The sequence below is a fragment of the Bartonella sp. AC130YNZD genome (assembly GCF_042196865.1).
In the GTDB taxonomy this organism is placed as follows: domain Bacteria; phylum Pseudomonadota; class Alphaproteobacteria; order Rhizobiales; family Rhizobiaceae; genus Bartonella.
The window spans coordinates 47,966-63,988 of the sequence record NZ_JBHIQZ010000008.1 but is presented as its reverse complement, the minus strand read 5'-3'; the positions used below and the strand labels follow the sequence as shown (position 1 = coordinate 63,988).

19 protein-coding genes and 2 pseudogenes are annotated in these 16,023 nt (G+C 40.6%); 6 read left to right on the top strand and 15 right to left on the bottom strand.

Annotated features, from left to right (window positions below; genetic code table 11):
* Positions 1–92 precede the first annotated feature (92 nt).
* The gene (locus ACFINU_RS04985; protein ID WP_375617962.1) at positions 93–530 is read left to right on the top strand and encodes a hypothetical protein; all 438 of its coding nucleotides are present in this window, start codon (positions 93–95) and stop codon (positions 528–530) included.
* A 240-nt stretch (positions 531–770) separates the two neighbouring features.
* Positions 771–1,004 (top strand): annotated as a pseudogene (locus ACFINU_RS04980) (DnaJ domain-containing protein); the annotation flags it as partial.
* Positions 1,005–1,567: 563 nt separating this feature from the next.
* On the opposite strand, the gene ACFINU_RS04975 reads toward ACFINU_RS04980, so the two are convergent.
* The 6 genes from ACFINU_RS04975 to ACFINU_RS04950 all read right to left on the bottom strand — a co-directional run bounded on the left by ACFINU_RS04975 (position 1,568) and on the right by ACFINU_RS04950 (position 4,507).
* Complete coding sequence (locus tag ACFINU_RS04975) at positions 1,568–1,705, bottom strand: hypothetical protein (protein WP_375617961.1); 138 nt, start codon at positions 1,703–1,705, stop codon at positions 1,568–1,570.
* Positions 1,706–1,878: 173 nt separating this feature from the next.
* Positions 1,879–2,640, bottom strand: a complete 762-nt coding sequence (locus ACFINU_RS04970) for a YqaJ viral recombinase family protein (protein WP_375617960.1) — start codon at positions 2,638–2,640, stop codon at positions 1,879–1,881.
* Positions 2,641–2,892: 252 nt separating this feature from the next.
* Positions 2,893–3,018, bottom strand: a complete 126-nt coding sequence (locus tag ACFINU_RS04965; protein ID WP_375617959.1) for a hypothetical protein — start codon at positions 3,016–3,018, stop codon at positions 2,893–2,895.
* Between the two features lie 278 nt (positions 3,019–3,296).
* The gene (locus ACFINU_RS04960) at positions 3,297–3,485 is read right to left on the bottom strand and encodes a hypothetical protein (protein ID WP_375617958.1); all 189 of its coding nucleotides are present in this window, start codon (positions 3,483–3,485) and stop codon (positions 3,297–3,299) included.
* A 2-nt stretch (positions 3,486–3,487) separates the two neighbouring features.
* Entirely contained in the window at positions 3,488–3,877 is a 390-nt protein-coding gene (locus ACFINU_RS04955; protein ID WP_375617957.1) for a hypothetical protein, read from the bottom strand.
* A 312-nt stretch (positions 3,878–4,189) separates the two neighbouring features.
* Complete coding sequence (locus tag ACFINU_RS04950; RefSeq protein WP_273790852.1) at positions 4,190–4,507, bottom strand: XRE family transcriptional regulator; 318 nt, start codon at positions 4,505–4,507, stop codon at positions 4,190–4,192.
* A 415-nt stretch (positions 4,508–4,922) separates the two neighbouring features.
* Between ACFINU_RS04950 and ACFINU_RS04945 the strand changes: the two genes are divergently transcribed.
* Positions 4,923–5,993 (top strand): YdaU family protein, encoded by a 1,071-nt coding sequence (locus ACFINU_RS04945; RefSeq protein ID WP_375617956.1) that lies wholly within the window; start codon positions 4,923–4,925, stop codon positions 5,991–5,993.
* Positions 5,994–6,159: 166 nt separating this feature from the next.
* Here ACFINU_RS04945 and ACFINU_RS04940 read toward each other — a convergent pair whose 3' ends face one another.
* Positions 6,160–6,366 carry a hypothetical protein gene (locus tag ACFINU_RS04940; RefSeq protein ID WP_375667405.1) on the bottom strand — a complete coding sequence of 69 codons (207 nt, stop codon included), beginning with the start codon at positions 6,364–6,366 and terminating at the stop codon, positions 6,160–6,162.
* Between the two features lie 201 nt (positions 6,367–6,567).
* Between ACFINU_RS04940 and ACFINU_RS04935 the strand changes: the two are divergent.
* A pseudogene (locus ACFINU_RS04935) lies at positions 6,568–8,430 on the top strand (toprim domain-containing protein); the annotation flags it as partial.
* Here ACFINU_RS04935 and ACFINU_RS04930 read toward each other — a convergent pair.
* The 7 genes from ACFINU_RS04930 to ACFINU_RS04900 all read right to left on the bottom strand — a co-directional run bounded on the left by ACFINU_RS04930 (position 8,410) and on the right by ACFINU_RS04900 (position 11,394).
* Positions 8,410–8,757 carry a hypothetical protein gene (locus ACFINU_RS04930; protein WP_375617954.1) on the bottom strand — a complete coding sequence of 116 codons (348 nt, stop codon included), beginning with the start codon at positions 8,755–8,757 and terminating at the stop codon, positions 8,410–8,412. The pseudogene ACFINU_RS04935 and the gene ACFINU_RS04930 sit on opposite strands and share 21 nt — an antisense overlap.
* Positions 8,758–9,320: 563 nt before the next feature.
* Entirely contained in the window at positions 9,321–9,626 is a 306-nt protein-coding gene (locus ACFINU_RS04925) for a hypothetical protein (protein WP_375617953.1), read from the bottom strand.
* 164 nt (positions 9,627–9,790) lie between these two features.
* Positions 9,791–10,054, bottom strand: a complete 264-nt coding sequence (locus ACFINU_RS04920; protein WP_375617952.1) for a hypothetical protein — start codon at positions 10,052–10,054, stop codon at positions 9,791–9,793.
* 34 nt (positions 10,055–10,088) lie between these two features.
* Entirely contained in the window at positions 10,089–10,277 is a 189-nt protein-coding gene (locus ACFINU_RS04915; protein WP_375617951.1) for a hypothetical protein, read from the bottom strand.
* Between the two features lie 26 nt (positions 10,278–10,303).
* Positions 10,304–10,750, bottom strand: a complete 447-nt coding sequence (locus ACFINU_RS04910; RefSeq protein ID WP_375617950.1) for a hypothetical protein — start codon at positions 10,748–10,750, stop codon at positions 10,304–10,306.
* Positions 10,751–10,822: 72 nt separating this feature from the next.
* Positions 10,823–11,023: a hypothetical protein gene (locus ACFINU_RS04905; RefSeq protein WP_375617949.1), complete on the bottom strand. Its 201-nt coding sequence runs from the start codon at positions 11,021–11,023 to the stop codon at positions 10,823–10,825.
* Positions 11,024–11,040: 17 nt separating this feature from the next.
* Complete coding sequence (locus ACFINU_RS04900) at positions 11,041–11,394, bottom strand: hypothetical protein (RefSeq protein ID WP_375617948.1); 354 nt, start codon at positions 11,392–11,394, stop codon at positions 11,041–11,043.
* A gap of 86 nt (positions 11,395–11,480) precedes the next feature.
* Here ACFINU_RS04900 and ACFINU_RS04895 point away from each other — a divergent pair, with 86 nt between their 5' ends.
* Entirely contained in the window at positions 11,481–12,050 is a 570-nt protein-coding gene (locus ACFINU_RS04895; RefSeq protein WP_375617947.1) for a hypothetical protein, read from the top strand.
* 17 nt (positions 12,051–12,067) lie between these two features.
* Here the strand turns inward: ACFINU_RS04895 and ACFINU_RS04890 are convergent, their stop codons facing one another.
* The gene (locus ACFINU_RS04890; protein ID WP_375617946.1) at positions 12,068–12,193 is read right to left on the bottom strand and encodes a hypothetical protein; all 126 of its coding nucleotides are present in this window, start codon (positions 12,191–12,193) and stop codon (positions 12,068–12,070) included.
* Positions 12,194–15,186: 2,993 nt separating this feature from the next.
* Here ACFINU_RS04890 and ACFINU_RS04885 point away from each other — a divergent pair.
* On the top strand, positions 15,187–15,510 hold the full coding sequence (locus ACFINU_RS04885; protein ID WP_375667402.1) for a hypothetical protein: 324 nt from the start codon (positions 15,187–15,189) through the stop codon (positions 15,508–15,510).
* Positions 15,511–16,023: the final 513 nt, after the last annotated feature.

Here is a 16,023-nt window from a genome sequence, read left to right as displayed (position 1 = left end):
GTTAATTAAACAGTCTTTATTGAGAAGCGTCTTAATTATCGCTCTTTTAACAACGCATCTTTTTTATTATTCAAAGGGATATACTCATTCGAATGAAGTATTCTCTTCAAAAGAGATTACAGAAAGAGAGAGATTTTTCTGCATTTTCCTTGTTAATGGAAGTCGCTGGTGGGAAGAAAAATTCTACCAAATTCTCTGATAGAAAAAACATTTTTTTAGAAAACAAGCAGCAGTTATCGCAACTGCTCTATGAAAAACATATCAATATAATAAAAAAATGGCAGAATATAATCAACAAACGACATCATGTATTTAATACTCTGTGCACCCTTATAGAATTAGAAATAGACGCAATGCGACATGTGAATGAAGCAAAACACTCTCATGAGCATACAGATCTCTCAAACCTTATGAAACACATAGAGACATATCAAGAGCGTATAGCTAAAAACAAGAAAGAACTTGAGAAACTTGATCATGAAATTGAGATCTTATACAAAGTTATCATAGAGTATACAAAATTACCATAAACTTTGATCTATTCATTCCATAACTTTATGAAAATTGCTTCTCAAAGAGTATGCTGCATTTTTAAGCGTTTTGAACTGTATCTCCTCTCATTTAGAGACAATAGCCCCAAGTACAGCCATGCCATTCAATACAATTTTCACCATATTTATAACATAAAAATAACACATGTCGATACATTCAAAAGAGATCAATTAAACGATCTTATAAAATAAGAGCAATACACAAAGTGGCTGTATTTAATGATAGTAAATGAAGACGATTATTATGGAATTCTTGGTATAAGCTACGCATGCAACGATAAACAGATAAAATCTGCTTTTCGTAAATTAGCTCTGCAATACCACCCTGATCATAATTCTAGTACCGAAGCAGAACAAAAATTCAGAAAAATCCTTGAAGCCTATGAAGTTCTTAAAGATCCTCAAAAGAGAGCTGCTTACAATCAGTTCTATCATGAAACTTTTAAATATAATCACAAGGCTTCTGAAATTAGTAGAAACCAAGAGAACAGACGACAAGATAATACCGAGCATGTAATTGGTAGTATCATGAATGTAATTTTCATTATTTGTGGAATAATACCTATACTGTGTTATATAATTTCGTTTTTTACGTGGAATATACCACTAGGAATAATAAGTATAGGGTTATTAATTTTCATCAGTATAAAAGGATATTTGGTAAATATTGGTGCATTTATCTTCGGGATCATACTAATATCATTTATCAAATTTATATGGAGAAGTATCTATTGATCAGTGCTTTTGAAGAGCTTTAAGAGCGACCCACAGTGAATTCACAAAATGTGGTCATTTTTGATTTTCTATAACAAGGTAGTGTAGAAAAACATAAAGATTATAATATCTCTATCCGTTCTTTCCCTATTCTCCCGTTTTCCCTACCCTTCTATTTTCTTCCACAATCCGCCCCCCAACCTTTCCCCAACAAGCCTACTTGACTCCACACAGACTTTTTCTCATGTCCCTACATCCTTTTCCCCATATTGGCTAAAAAACGCCCCTCAAACGACTCTTTCTCAATAAACAAAAGCACCACAAGGACCATTTCCTCTCCAATGAAAAAGCACTTGTCCGGCAACTTCGCCATCATGGGGACTTTCATCGCGCCCCCAAACACGGCACAACACAAAAGCGGACAGAACCGCACCCCACATCCCCTATCTCACTTCCCTAACATCTTCCCCCAAAATACTTCGTTATCTCTCTTATTTTTCACTTGACTGCCCCTCTGAAACACCTTCTTCCATTTTCCCAAGCAATAGCTGTCACGCGAAGTCTCTCTCCCTTCAACACCCACCTGCTTTTCCGCTTACTTCTTGCCTTATGACTAAAGCTTGCCTCTCCTCAACGCTACACAAGATCCCTTCCCACCCCGTCTCATTCTCGTTTTCCCCTCCAGCATACGCTTTGTCTTCATTCCAAGCACCCTTTCCCCCCCCTCCTTCAAAGCAATTTCTGTTCTTATATGAAAACCTGTCCCAACACTCTTAATTTGCTGTACCATCTTCTCCAACGCCTCATTAAAACGGTTAATTTCATTTTCAAGCTTGCAAATATACGCTTCATCACGATAAGCCCGTTTAATCAAAGGGGGCATATCCGGCCAATAGAGCATTAAATCCACCCATTCACGTTGAGAAATCCATAATCCCCCTTGACATTGTGCTTTATGTTCTGCTGGAAAGCTCTTTTGCATGAAATGAGGGATCAAAATTTCAGGTTTTTTTGTTTTAATTTCTAATAAGCCATTTTTTCCCACAAAAGCATCGGGGGAAAATCCTTGTCCGCGATCATCTGCCAAAACAAAGCCAATACATTCAGGTTCTGTATGTGTAAGTTCCCCATAAAGCTGTCGTGCGATTGGTTCTAATTCAGTCCCGCGTCGCTGAGAAAGCGTTGTTCCTTCATCAACAGTTTTTCCTGTAATTCTTTCTCCCGCCAATTTCATCATCACACTCTGATAGCGTGACGTTTTTTGCCCCTGTTTTTTTTGCGCCATAACCATCTCAAACAAAGAAGCCGTAATCAAACCATTACGCACTTTCTGCCATTCTTCTGTTCCTTGAATACAATCGATAATGATTGGCATAGTATTTCTCCCCTTCATCTTTAAGGTGTTTTGTAATATATCCTCTTTAAAGCATTCACCTTTTTTTAAGCTGTTTCCCTCACACGGACTAAAGACAACAACATCCTTCAATATTGTGCCCCAAAAAACACAAAAACTGCTGCCCCCTTACATCTCCCCCGTGTCCCAATACGTCTAAACAAACTTTAACGACCTCCCCGTCAAACACCTCCTTTCATTTTCCAGCATGCTTTACGTATCATTCCAAGCTCCCTACTTGCGTGCCGCAAAAACATAAAAACCAGCTCCTTTCCCCCTTGAACGTGCCTTTTTATAGGTTGGAACTTGTCTGTACTGCTGCGTCTCTTCCCTAAAAGCCTCATTTTTGTTCTCCAGCATGCTTTCGTATCACTCCAAGTCACTGGATGACGACCTGCCCCTTCATTGCCTTATCCCCTCCCAATGAACCAGCCGGCAACTTTCTCCCCACAAGCGCCCGCAATTTCTCATATATAGGCTCTTTTCTTCATACCCCCCTTTCTCATATTGGCTAAGAAAATCCCCGCAAAGCTCTCCCCCTAAGCTTCTCCCCCAAGAACGAAAGCATAACGCACACCATTGTCACCGCAATGAAAAAGCACCTGGGCCCATCATTGCGGCTTCTTTTTTCAACCCTGCTACTGCACGACGGAAAAATCATGGCGGCAATATTCTTCCTCCAATTTTTTTACCATAGACTGAGCCACCTCTTGCGATATAAAAAGTATAGCGTTGTGTTTTTGTGGTTCGAGTCTGATTAAATTTCGCATATTTCCAGCATAATAAAGTGGAATCCCTTGATACGAAGTCTTGAGATAACTTGGCATGTTTACCACCAATAATCTGTCAAGACATCACATGGGCGTAAACGATGCTGTTTTTCATAAGAGCCATAGAGATTATCTTCATAATCGCAAGCCGCTCTTTCATTTAAACAAGCATGATAAGCTTCACTATTCAAAATGAAGGGCTGCAATTGTGTATTTTCTTCATTCATTTCATGATTGTCGACATAAAAATCAGCGATTTGTTCCGTAACATCTTCAGCATGAGAAGTTGTCAGATCGAGTCGTAAAACTCTATAAACAGTTTCACATTCTTCAATCAGTTCGAGCACTTCTTCGATTTCATCGATTGGTCCTTCATAAGTATTAGGATTTTCATCTTCGCATAAAACGATAATGATTTCATCCTCTTTAACGAATGGAATATTTTTCATGATTTCCCCCTTTAGATAGTTGATAAAGCATAGCCTTGTCTTGACAAGACTAAATATAGCGTTAGTCTTATCTCCTCTATAGGAGAGATGTCAACCATTTTATCCTTCATAAAAGATATATTTTAAATCTCTGCGGGGTTCAAATGACATATGTAAAGAAAAATCTATTATTCTTTGTTCCTCTCATGCCCCTTTGTTGTTCTCTATTTGTTCTTACAAAATTGCAATTATAAACACACAGGAGAGATAAAATGAGTGACATAATATTAATAAAATACTGGAGTCGCCTTGATTCAAAAGCACAGAAGGAAGTTATTTTGAAGCTTCGTCAATTGGTCGCCGCAAAAGAGTCAAAATCGCCTGTCTCTCTTGCGGAGAGAGTTTCGAAATAAGCTCTATAAATTCTTTATCTTCAGGGCTAGCCCCTTTACCGTAAAGAATATAATTCATACTGATATTAATTTCGTGACAAATTCGCGAAAGAGATTCGATTGTTGGTTCTTTTCCTTCAGAAAGAATAGAATGAAGGTACCCCGCGCCTTTACCGGCAGCGAGGGAGATAGATCTTTTTGACCGCCCACTTTTTTCCAAAGCGATTCTTAATCTTTGACGCCAACCATCGATATTCATAATTTCACCATATAGCGCGTCTTTTTAAAAAAACACGTCCTTTTTATAAAACGGGCTTGCATTATCCTCTAAAAAGGATAAAATTAAGGAAACAAATTTTACTTTTTAGGGGGAATTTTTTTTATTTTTAGATCATAAAAACACTTTAACCACCCTACCGGATATAAAAGACCACCTCCAAAGCTTCTGCCCAAAAGCAAGTACGTTGAGAATGTGTGGTATTCTTTATTCTTTCCATCACCGCAATCTTAAATCGTAAGTTTGCATGCGCTTCAAGCACAGCCAATCATTTATAAGCATCGTAAAGAAGCCTCTAATCATCATCGAACAGAGCCAAAAGCAACACAAGTTAAATCCTTATTTGAGCTTTTATCATCAATAAAAATGTATAAAAAAGAAGAAAGTAGATTGCAGTATGAAACACGCTAATCAACAAGAAACTCCTCATTATGAATCGTCTAGGCTTCCATATGTTTGTTGGTATCAAAATGACTTTCTAGGAGGTGTACGTGGGATGCGCGCACACGAAATTGGAATCTATACGATTCTTCTCAATGAAATGTATGCCCGTGGCCGACCTTTAGAAATATCGAAAGAACGTTTAGCGCGTCTTTGTGGTTGTGACAAGCGAACTTTTGTTAATGTTTTAGAGATGCTCATCCAAGAGGGTAAGATTTTAAATTTAGCCAATGGATTATGGAACAAGCGTTGCGAAAATGTTTTTCAAGAGCGTGAAAAATTGCTTGAACAAAAATCCTTTGCGGGTCGTTCTTCGGCAAAAAAACGCAAGAAAATCAATGCAGAGATGCAACAACTGCTTAACGAAAGTACAAAAGATGTTGCACAAAGCTCAAAAGCTCAAAAGGCAGAAGAAAAGGAAACACCTTACGGTGTTTTAGAAAAGAAAATTTTGTTTGATGAGATAGAACCTTGTTTTTCCTGCGAAGAGAGTTTTGAACAAAGCGATCATCCATCACCCTTATCGGCTCTTGATTCACCTCTCCCTTCTCCTCCACAAGAAGAAGCGGAGCAAAAAAACGCCTCCCCTTTAAACGCTCGCCAAGCCGAGTTCACTCCCGCCCCTATCGCGCAAATTGTCACGGGGGAAAAAACAAAATCCGACACCACTCTTCCCCCCAGCAATCTTCCTGCCTCCGTCCCTCCTTCTTCCAACAAAAAAACCACAACCTCAGTTGCCAAAGGGCATCGTCTTCCTGAGCATTGGCAAGCAGACATCAAGGCGGCAGTTTCAGAAGGCTTGAGTGAAAGCCAAGCCCATTGGCAAGAAAAGAAGTTTCGCGACTATTGGCAAGCCAAAGGCGGCAAAGAAGCACTCAAAGTAGACTGGCAAGCCACATGGCGCAACTGGTTTCGCCGTGAGATCGAACGGCAAGAACAGCAAAAACAGGGAGGATCCTCATCTTTTACCTCTGAGAACAACGACACGCTTTACCGCAGTTTGATCAACTATAGCGACAATTTTTGACATCACAAAAACAATGTATTTTTCAAGCACGGGCGGGGATAAAAATGTTTCAAAACCACAACAGCATCGGACAAAATAACACAGAACAAAACAAAGTGCGGCAAAACAACAATGAAATAAGCTCTTCACACAGCAAAACGAGACAACATCACCCATTTTGCTCTCATCACAAAAGCGTTTTCCCCACGCAAGTCCCTCCACAGGCTCCCCAACATACACCCCCCAATACACACCCCCCCACACCACACCCCAACAGAACTCCAGCATGCACCACCCCCTCACAGGCATATCCACACCCACCTTCTTGCATCATTCCTCCTTTCCACCTTCCTCCTTTTCCCAAGGCGCCACTTCCCATGCTCTTGGCAAACAAACATCAATAGAGCCATTTCAGAAGGCTTGAGTGAGAGCAAGCCCTTTAGCAAGAAAAGAGCGGCAAAGAAGCTCTCAAAGTAGACTGGCAAGCCCCATAGCACTACGGGACTTTACGATCAGATCAAACGGTGAGAACAGCAAAAACAGAGTCCTCACTTCTCACATCTTGAGAAAAACGACAATAATATCACGAATGACCATGAGCACAATTTTTGAAATCAAACAAAAACTTATCTCACAAGCAGATAGAATAGCAGAAATGCTTCTTCCCCAAGGGCACAAACGAGGCAACAATTGGATTGTAGGCAACACACGTGGTGAAGCTGGTCAAAGTTTATCGATTTGCTTGAGTGGTAGTAAAGCAGGACTTTGGTATGATTTTGCAGAAGGCACTGGAGGAGATCTTTTAGACCTTTGGTGTGAAGTCAAAGGCATTAGCCTTTCTCAAGCCTTAGAAGAAGCACGCGCGACTCTCAATCTGACACGCCCCAAACCCTTTATGGCGCCCCATCGTTCCTATCGCCGTCCACCGGTTCCTACAGGGCAGAACCCGCAGAATCTTGTAAAAACCTATCTCCACGAAGAACGCCGCATTCCTCTAGAAATTATAAAGCGTTACCGCATAGGAGAAGATGGTGAAAAAATCATTTTTCCCTTTTATAAACCCGACGGCACCCTTGCTTTAGTCAAAGAACGGCTCGCACAAGCAGGAGCAAAAACCAAACCAACAGCCTCCCAATGTGAACCGATTTTATTTGGTTGGCAAGCCCTTTACCCCACAAACCACCCCTCCACACACACACACCAACAGGCACCCACGCATGCGCCCCAACAGGCGCCATTCCCCATTTTTTCTTCAACAAACCGTACCATTGTTATCACTGAAGGAGAAATTGATGCACTTTCCTTAGCCGCCTATGGATATCCGGCGGTCTCTGTCCCCTTTGGAGGAGGCAGTGGAGGCAAACACAACTGGATTGAAAATGAATTTGATCATTTAGAATCTTTTGAAACGATTTTTTTAGCCACCGATATGGACAAGCCCGGAGAAGAAGCAGCCCGTGAGATTGCCAGCAGGCTTGGACGCCATCATTGCTACCGTGTCCGTTTACCCCTTAAAGATGCCAATGACTGTTTAACCGCAGGGATTGATAAAGCCACCATAAAAGCCGCCTTTTCCTCAGCACAAAGCTTCGCACCAGAAGGTTTACGGTGCGCCTCAGACTATAAAGATCAAGTGATTGGGCTTTTTTGGCCAGAGCCTGAAAAACATCTTGGTTATACGGTTCCCTATCCTAAACTGAAGGACAAATTGCATTTCCGCCCAGCAGAATTAACGCTCTGGAGTGGTGCGAGTGGTGCAGGTAAAAGCCAATTATTATCAGACTGTATTCCCCATTGGATTGCACAAAAGAGTCGCCTTTGCTTAGCATCTCTAGAAATGAAAGGAGAACAATCACTTCGCCGTTTAACCAAACAAACGGGCGGCTTAGAACAGCCTACAAAAGAGACAATTGAACGGATTCTTCATTTTTTAGACGATGGGCTTATTCTTTATGAACATGTTGGTAAATCAAACGTTGACACCTTGCTTGATGTCTTTGACTATTGTCGTGCGCGCTATGGCTGCGATCAATTTATCATCGACAGTTTGATGCGGCTTGGCATTGCCTCTGATGATTATGCAAGACAAGAACAAGCCGTTTATAAAATGGTTGATTGGGCTGTTTTAAACAGTGTACACATTCATCTTGTAGCCCATGCCCGCAAAGGCGGTCTGGATAAAGACATCCCCAGCACAGAAGACATTAAAGGCGCCTCAGAAATTGGTGCCAATGCCTTTAACATTATCACCATTTGGCGCAATCGATCGTTAGAAGATAAAATCTTTGCCGCTTCTCTCACACAAGAAAAAGCAGATTTAGCCAAACGCCCCGGCGTCATTATGAATATTGCCAAACAACGTTCTGGTGATTTTGAAGGCAAAGTAGGGCTTTGGTTTGATCCCCAAACTTATCGCTATCGCTGTTCTTTTGAACAATCATTCCCTCGACGTTATCTGTAATACCCCATAAACCCCACTCTCTTTAAAAACGCCTCCGCCTTCAAACGCGCACGCCTTGCTCCCACATAAACAACAGGAAGGATAAATCCACAAATGATGAAAAACACCCAATCCTTCGCAAACCAAAGCCAGCTCAACCCTAGATTCTCTGCTCCCAGACGGAAACAAAAAAAGGTCGCTCCAACAACGGCGCAAAACACCACCCCCTTCAATAACCACAAACAACGCGTCACCACCCCATCTCGCCGCCCCCTCATATGCAAAATCAAGAACCACTCCAACAGTGCAACAAACACGATCCCCATCAAGGACAGAAGTCCCCATGGTATGTCCATACTCTCCATCCCCTCAAGAGCTAAAAAAAGAACGACTCCTAAAATGCAATAAAACAGCACTTCCTTCAAAAAGAGGGAAACACCAATAACAGCAAAAAAAACAAATCGTTCGACATCAAATACCCCTCACAGCAAGCCCATTAAAGATCACACCCATAAGACAAAAAAAAACCCTACTTTAAGAACCAAGCCCATAGAACACGCGCACGCCTTACACCCTGATAAATCAAAGGAAAAAGAAATCCAACAATAAAGGAAAACATCCCATCATTCGAGAACCAAAGCCAGCTCAACCCTATATTCTCTGCTCCCAGACGGGTAAAAAAAGGATTAGTGCCAAAATGCAGCAAAACAGCGCAAAATTCAAAGCACGCAACGACCTCTGTAACACCGTATCACCTTGCTCGCGTATAAAGAACCCCAAGAGCACTTTCAACAATACAGACAAGAGCAATCCCTTTAAGAATACCGCCCTTATGCTATCCATATCCCTGACGCCCACAGCAGCAAACCACAGGATAAAACCCATCATGCAACAAAACATAACTGCCTTTAAGAACACTTGCCCCGCCACAGGCATACTCTTGACGCCCAGATGCACCAAACCAAGGACAGTTGCAAAAATGCAAGAAAACACCGCCCCCCCTTCAAGAGCAGCTCCCCGTTAACAGCGCGCCTGCCCACGCCCACATAAATAAAACCAAGATAGGTGGCAACAACGCCATAAAGCACCACCCATCTCCAAAACATCCACTCTGTAACAGAGCGACGCTTCACTCCCTTATAAATAAAAATCAAGGACAGAGCAAAAAAGCAGAAAAATCCCAACAACAGCCAAAACATTACATCGTTCGACATCAAATACCCCTCACAGAAAGAACATCAAAGACCACGCCCGTGGGAAAGAAAAATGCTCATTCTTTTTAAGCACCATCCCAACAGTACACGCACACAACGTACCCCCTCCAAAACAAAAAAAGGAACAAGTCCAATAGTGCCCAGAAACACCTCATTGTTCGAGATCACAAACCAGTGCCCCCCATATGCTTGGCTCCGTTATACGCCAATCCAACAACAGCTCCAACAACGCCACCCAACACCAGAAACTTCAATAAAAATACCCCACGCGATATCCATTTACCCCGCACCCTCATAAGCAAAACCAAGGACAGCTCCAGCAATGCAACAAACACCGCTCCTATCACTAAAAATTCCCACGATATATCAAAACGCTTCACTCCCTTATAAGCAAAGCCAAGAACCACTACAGAAATGGTGCAAAACACCACAGCCTTGAAAAACACGCCCCACGATACAGTTCTACTGTTTGCTCCCACAACAATAAAACAAAAGTACAGCTCCAGCAATGCAAGAAAGCTCCACCCCCTGCCAAAACACCTCCCATGTAATAACCGGTCGCCCCGCATCTTCATAAGCAAAACCAAGGACCATGCCAACAACGCAGCAAAACGCCAGCCCCTTCAAAAACATGTCCCGCGCAACCACCATACGCCCCGCTCTTTCATAAGCAAAAATTAGAGATCATGCCAAAAATGCAGCAAAAGATCAATCCTTTTCAAAGAATGAAATCCTAAACCAAAACGCCTTGCCCCTCTATAAATAAGAGTAAGGACAAGACCAAAGACAACGCCAAAAAGAATGTTAAACACCCACCTGTTCGAGAACCACACCTGAGCCAAACCCAAATGCTCAGCTTGCGCATAAACAAAATCAATGACAGCAGCCAAAATGAAGCTCAACAACACCATCTTGAGGAACAAACCCTTCGTTACACCACGCTGCTGCATTACTTCATAACCCAACATAAGGAAAATACCGGGAATGCCATAAAACGCCACAGCTTGTAAAAATACGCCCCACGTCATCCCAAGGGCCTTCATTTTCACATAAACAGCCACAGAGACATAGGCCACAATACAGCTAAACACCAATCCCTTCAGAGACAAAAGCCCGCGCTCCATCACTCACCTCCCTCATCAAGTCACTCAAGAAAAATATCCACAATGCGACAACCCCCCTATCTTTTCAAGGCTCTAAAGCCAAATCATAACAAGATGCTTTACACCTCTATAAACCAGCCCAATGACAAGACCCAAAAGGACATCAAAACTCCACGGGATTGAGAACCAAAGCCAGCGCCACCCCATGCGTTCAGCAACCGTATAAACAACATGAGATCCCCGCCAATAAAGTCCCCAAACCCCCATCCTCTTAAAAAAATTTATGCCTTTCATGATCCCTCAAATACCTCTTATCCCACATAAATAGAAATAAAGCCCCCAAGAGGCAGAAAAACATCAACCATGGCAAAAAAACAAAACCCTGCGACATCAATTCCCCCCACAGCAATAAAATCAGAAAGAATGCCCATCATGCAACAAAACGCCCATTCTTTAAAGAAGCAGAACCACAAAGACAACAACCACAATGCAGAAAAATACCGCGCAACATCATGCCACTCCCCCATCAAGTCATTCAAGGAAAATCCACCATGCGACAAAACACCCCTCTTTTCAAGAGCCAAATCCATGGGGCTCACACACACAAGCGCAACAGTCCAAGTCACCCCCAAGAGCGCATACCCACACGGCACACTCCAACACATGTCTTCCTCTCACCCCCCTCTTTTGCCTAGAGCAAGCAACATTTTTTAAAAACGAGAAGCAAAATTAAAATTTTTAAGGAGATGCTATGACCCATAAGCAGAAAAAAAATACGCAAACCTGCCCGCCTGAACATCAAGATCAAGGAAAGCACATTGGCCATTTAAAGACGCAAGAAATCCCTGTTGAAACAAGTAATCCTTATTTTAAACCCAATCATCGAGAAAGTTCCAGCAATCCGCGCACCATCAATGCCATTGCCAATGCACAAAGCCATCCCATTGCCCTTTTATATGCGAAAGGACATCTCAGCAAAGCCCAATATAAAGCAGCAGAACGTTTTTATTTTTACTGGCGTCAAAGCAAAGCCGATCTCCACATGAGCCTTGACTACACCCATGAAAAGGTTTCCTGTAGCCAAGGGTACACACACCCTATTGAACGTCAAATAGAAGCATCCAATCATTTAAGAACAATCAAAGTTCAACTGGGTATTCTTGGCTATTCACTGCTTGAACGCGTTATCGGCTATGGACAAGCGATAAAAGAATTAAGTTCTTCAAAACGCAAACAAAACTCCCTTGCCGATCATTTACGAGATTGTTTAGACTTGCTCGCATTTCATTGGGGATATGCAAACCATAAACATTTTGAATAATCCCCCTCCTCGCCATTTTAAGCGGCCTCCCATGTTGCCCCCGCCCCCTCTAAAGCACTTCCCTCACACACGGGCTCAAGCATTGAGCAGCTCTCGCTCCCATTTCCATCACCTTGCCCCCACCCAAAAGGACAATACTTCACCCCCCTCACATACTTAAGATACACTCCTCACTCTTAAAAACAAAAAGCCTTCCCCATATCAATCCTATAATCATGAGGGGCTCTTAATTCGTTTTTGATTGAAGAATATTATCAAGATGCTTGCATGCATCATAATATTTTTAAATATAGTTTAATTAATATCGAGTCTTAAAATAAATATTCAATTGAAAAAAGTATTAAGTTTTAATGAAAAATGACAAAATTTTTTGTAAAAAGTATTTTTTATATTGCTATTTTTTCAATTCTCTGCTAATTATAATGTGGTAGGTTCTTTAAGTATGATTTTTTTATTTAGTACGGCCTTTTAAATTTATTCTTTTTTGACACGTCCTGCGAGTCAATGTTAAAATTCTCCTGCTTTTTGGTCCTCTGATTGCGACGGAGGACTTTTTTTATGACTGTACTTTTTTATAACTGTATTGTCTTAAATCACTTCCTTATGAGCTTTGTGATATTCCTCCATAAGGTTTACCCGCAAAATAGATCATTCTTTTGTCAAATTGACTTGCGTCCCATTCTTAAAGAACAAAGATTCTTAACTCAATCTGATTTACAAACAGCTTAGATACACTTCCCTCTTGGCTTCCATTCAGGATTTTCCGCTAAACTCAAGGCGCAACAGAAGCTTGCTCTGTCTCAAAGATTCACCACGCCCTAAAAAAACACTTAAAACATATCCAAGGAAGCTTGCTTCATATCACCAAACCTCACATGACAGTGTTTTACGGCATAACACCATGACTTAACTATTGGATAACTTTCTTTATCGCCCCCCAACAGGTTGATGTATCACGACAACATATTGATTTATAATCATATCCCGTTATCCATATAAAATTAAGAGACGCAGATATCATAGGGATTCTCTCATTTTAAATTTATTTCATGTTGCATCAATCAACACCTTGTCTTTTCCACATTACAAACATGAGAGACATATGAAACAAAACAATAGCAAGATTTCAAAGATAAAGAATCAAAATGCCTCTTATGAACACGCTCAAGAGCCAAAGGCTGTCATCATATGAGGCGCGAATAGTATAATAGTGTACTGGCTTTTCCTTATGAGAATTTAAAGAAGGACTTATCTACTTCGCAAGAGATTTCTCCATTATCAGATTTACCAATATCCCCAATCACCAATATAATTGTGATGATAAGATAACATAATGTTTTTAAACAAGTAGGTAAGTGTGCAACACAAAGATATCCTATTTAGAACATTCTGTTTTACGTGAGTCGCGTAACCTCCCATTAAAAAACAAAATCCCCATTAAAAACAAAATCCCTATGAGAAAAAATCTAAAGCGTGAGAATAAAAACATGAAACAAGTGTGATTCCATTCAGATATTGCTCTTTAACCGTCAAACCGAATAAAAATAGATCCGGAAAATATGTTAATCTTCCTACCTTAAGAGATAAACTAAGAATATAGACAACATCTCTCCTAAGATTCCCCTTTTTCTAGCATCGCGTAAGAATCAAAAGTTATACAGCTTATTTTGTCATATTATAAAGCACTGTTTTTTTAAGGCGGTGTTGAAGAAGTTAAAATAATTGAAGTGTTTAGCCAACGCCATCGCCATTAGCAAAGCTAAAAAACAAACTGTTGAAAAGCCGTGCATATCTTGTGTAAACACAAAAAAAACAATAAAAAGGCACAAAAATATCTCAATTTTTATAAAAATACTCAGCGTCTTTTACGATTGTATTGACGAACAACCCTTATCACATAATCATCTTAAATATTGAGAATAAAGAATGAATAGCCCTCGCAAATACAACAACCTATCAATATAAAATATAAAAACAAATCTTTTGGTTATCTCTGTTTCTTATGGAATATGCCTTTCCCTATGGATGCACTTTAACCTCCAAAGAGTGCATTCAATCCATGGAAAGGATGCACTCTAGCCCTCAAAAGAGTGCATCCTTCCCCTCAACGGATACCGCCTCAACCCTCATGAGGCAGCATCCAATCTATAAGAGGATGCACTCTAGCCCTCAAAAGAGTGCATCCTTCCCCTCAACGGATACCGCCTCAACCCTCATGAGGCAGTATCCAATCTATAAGAGGATGCACTCTAGCCCTCAAAAGAGTGCATCCTTCCCCTCAACGGATACCGTCTCAACCCTCATGAGGCAGCATCCAATCTATAAGAGGATGCACTCTAGCCCTCAAAAGAGTGCATCCTTCCCCTCAACGGATACCGTCTCAACCCTCATGAGGCAGTATCCAATCTATAAGAGGATGCACTCTAGCCCTCAAAAGAGTGCATCCTTCCCCTCAACGGATACCGTCTCAACCCTCATGAGGCAGCATCCAATCTATAAGAGGATGCACTCTAGCCCTCAAAAGAGTGCATCCTTCCCCTCAACGGATACCGTCTCAACCCTCATGAGGCAGCATCCAATCTATAAGAGGATGCACTCTAGCCCTCAAAAGAGTGCATCCTTCCCCTCAACGGATACCGCCTCAACCCTCATGAGGCAGTATCCAATCTATAAGAGGATGCACTCTAGCCCTCAAAAGAGTGCATCCTTCCCCTCAACGGATACCGTCTCAACCCTCATGAGGCAGCATCCAATCCATGGAAAAGATGCACTCCGCCTTCAATAGAGTGAATCCTTCCATTCAAGGGTTTTACTCAAATTTCATCGCATCTCATTTTTATGAACCCTCATTTTTATGAATCCTTAGTCAAAGGCACAAAAAGAAGTTTGCTAGCAACTATTGTATCACCCACCTTATGGGATTCCACTTGCCTACAGAGCTTTCAAACTTTTTTACGCCTTCATAAAATCGAATCTGAAAGAATTCATTAAGGCAATTAAGAGTAAATTTTGTCAAAATATAGACAAAGTTTATTCTTTTTTGTGATTGTTGTATTTTTACTATAGTTATTTAAATCGAATTTATATATGATACGTATCGATATTTATTTATCGAAATAAATATAGGAGAAAAACTATGAATATCAGATATTTTTTCATAGCTGGGGCTATTACAAGTGGTTTAGCTCTCGCGATTCAAAAATCTGATCGTATAGTCAATAAACAACCCTCTCCTATTGTTGCTCCTTATACTATCGAGAAAACAAATTTACAGTTTGTTAAACAAGTAAGGGACACATCGGATACATTGAATATACTGAGAGTCAGTAATAGAAGCGCATCAGAACAAGCATCCATCAACGATATATACGATAAAGCAGAAAATTTATTGAATGCACTAGCTGGTTTTTTAGGATCACTTATTATATATTTCTTACAACTTGTTGCTAATAAAATATAAGATACAAAAAGTTCTTAAAGTAAGGTTATATACATTTTGTGTATATTGTAAAAATTTAAATAAAAAGGCCCTTTATAAAATGGGGCCTTTTTTAGTTTAATTTTTCCTTTGTTTTAGTTTAATTTTTATTGTGTTTTTATTTTTATTGGCCAAATATCATCGCCTTCAAAAATGCCATTTTTACTTGTCTCACATCTCAAATGACAAAGGCTCTACCCCCTAGCTTCCCTCCCATAGCGCTTTAGTTAATAAGGGTCCGCAATCTTCTTGTTTTTCCCAAAAATTCTTCTGTTTTCAAGAAAATGACCATGCATCCCCTACGTCATCGAATTGGCTTCCAGATCTCCATGAAACAGACTTAAAAACACAAAAATACCATAAATTTTTACATCAATATCACCATACTGAAACACTGTTGAAGCTTAACAAGCGCTGCTTCATTGGCAAGGACTTCTTAAAAAGACAAAAAATACCTCAAAGGCAAAAGACCTTAACACTGCTCAAAAATGCCAT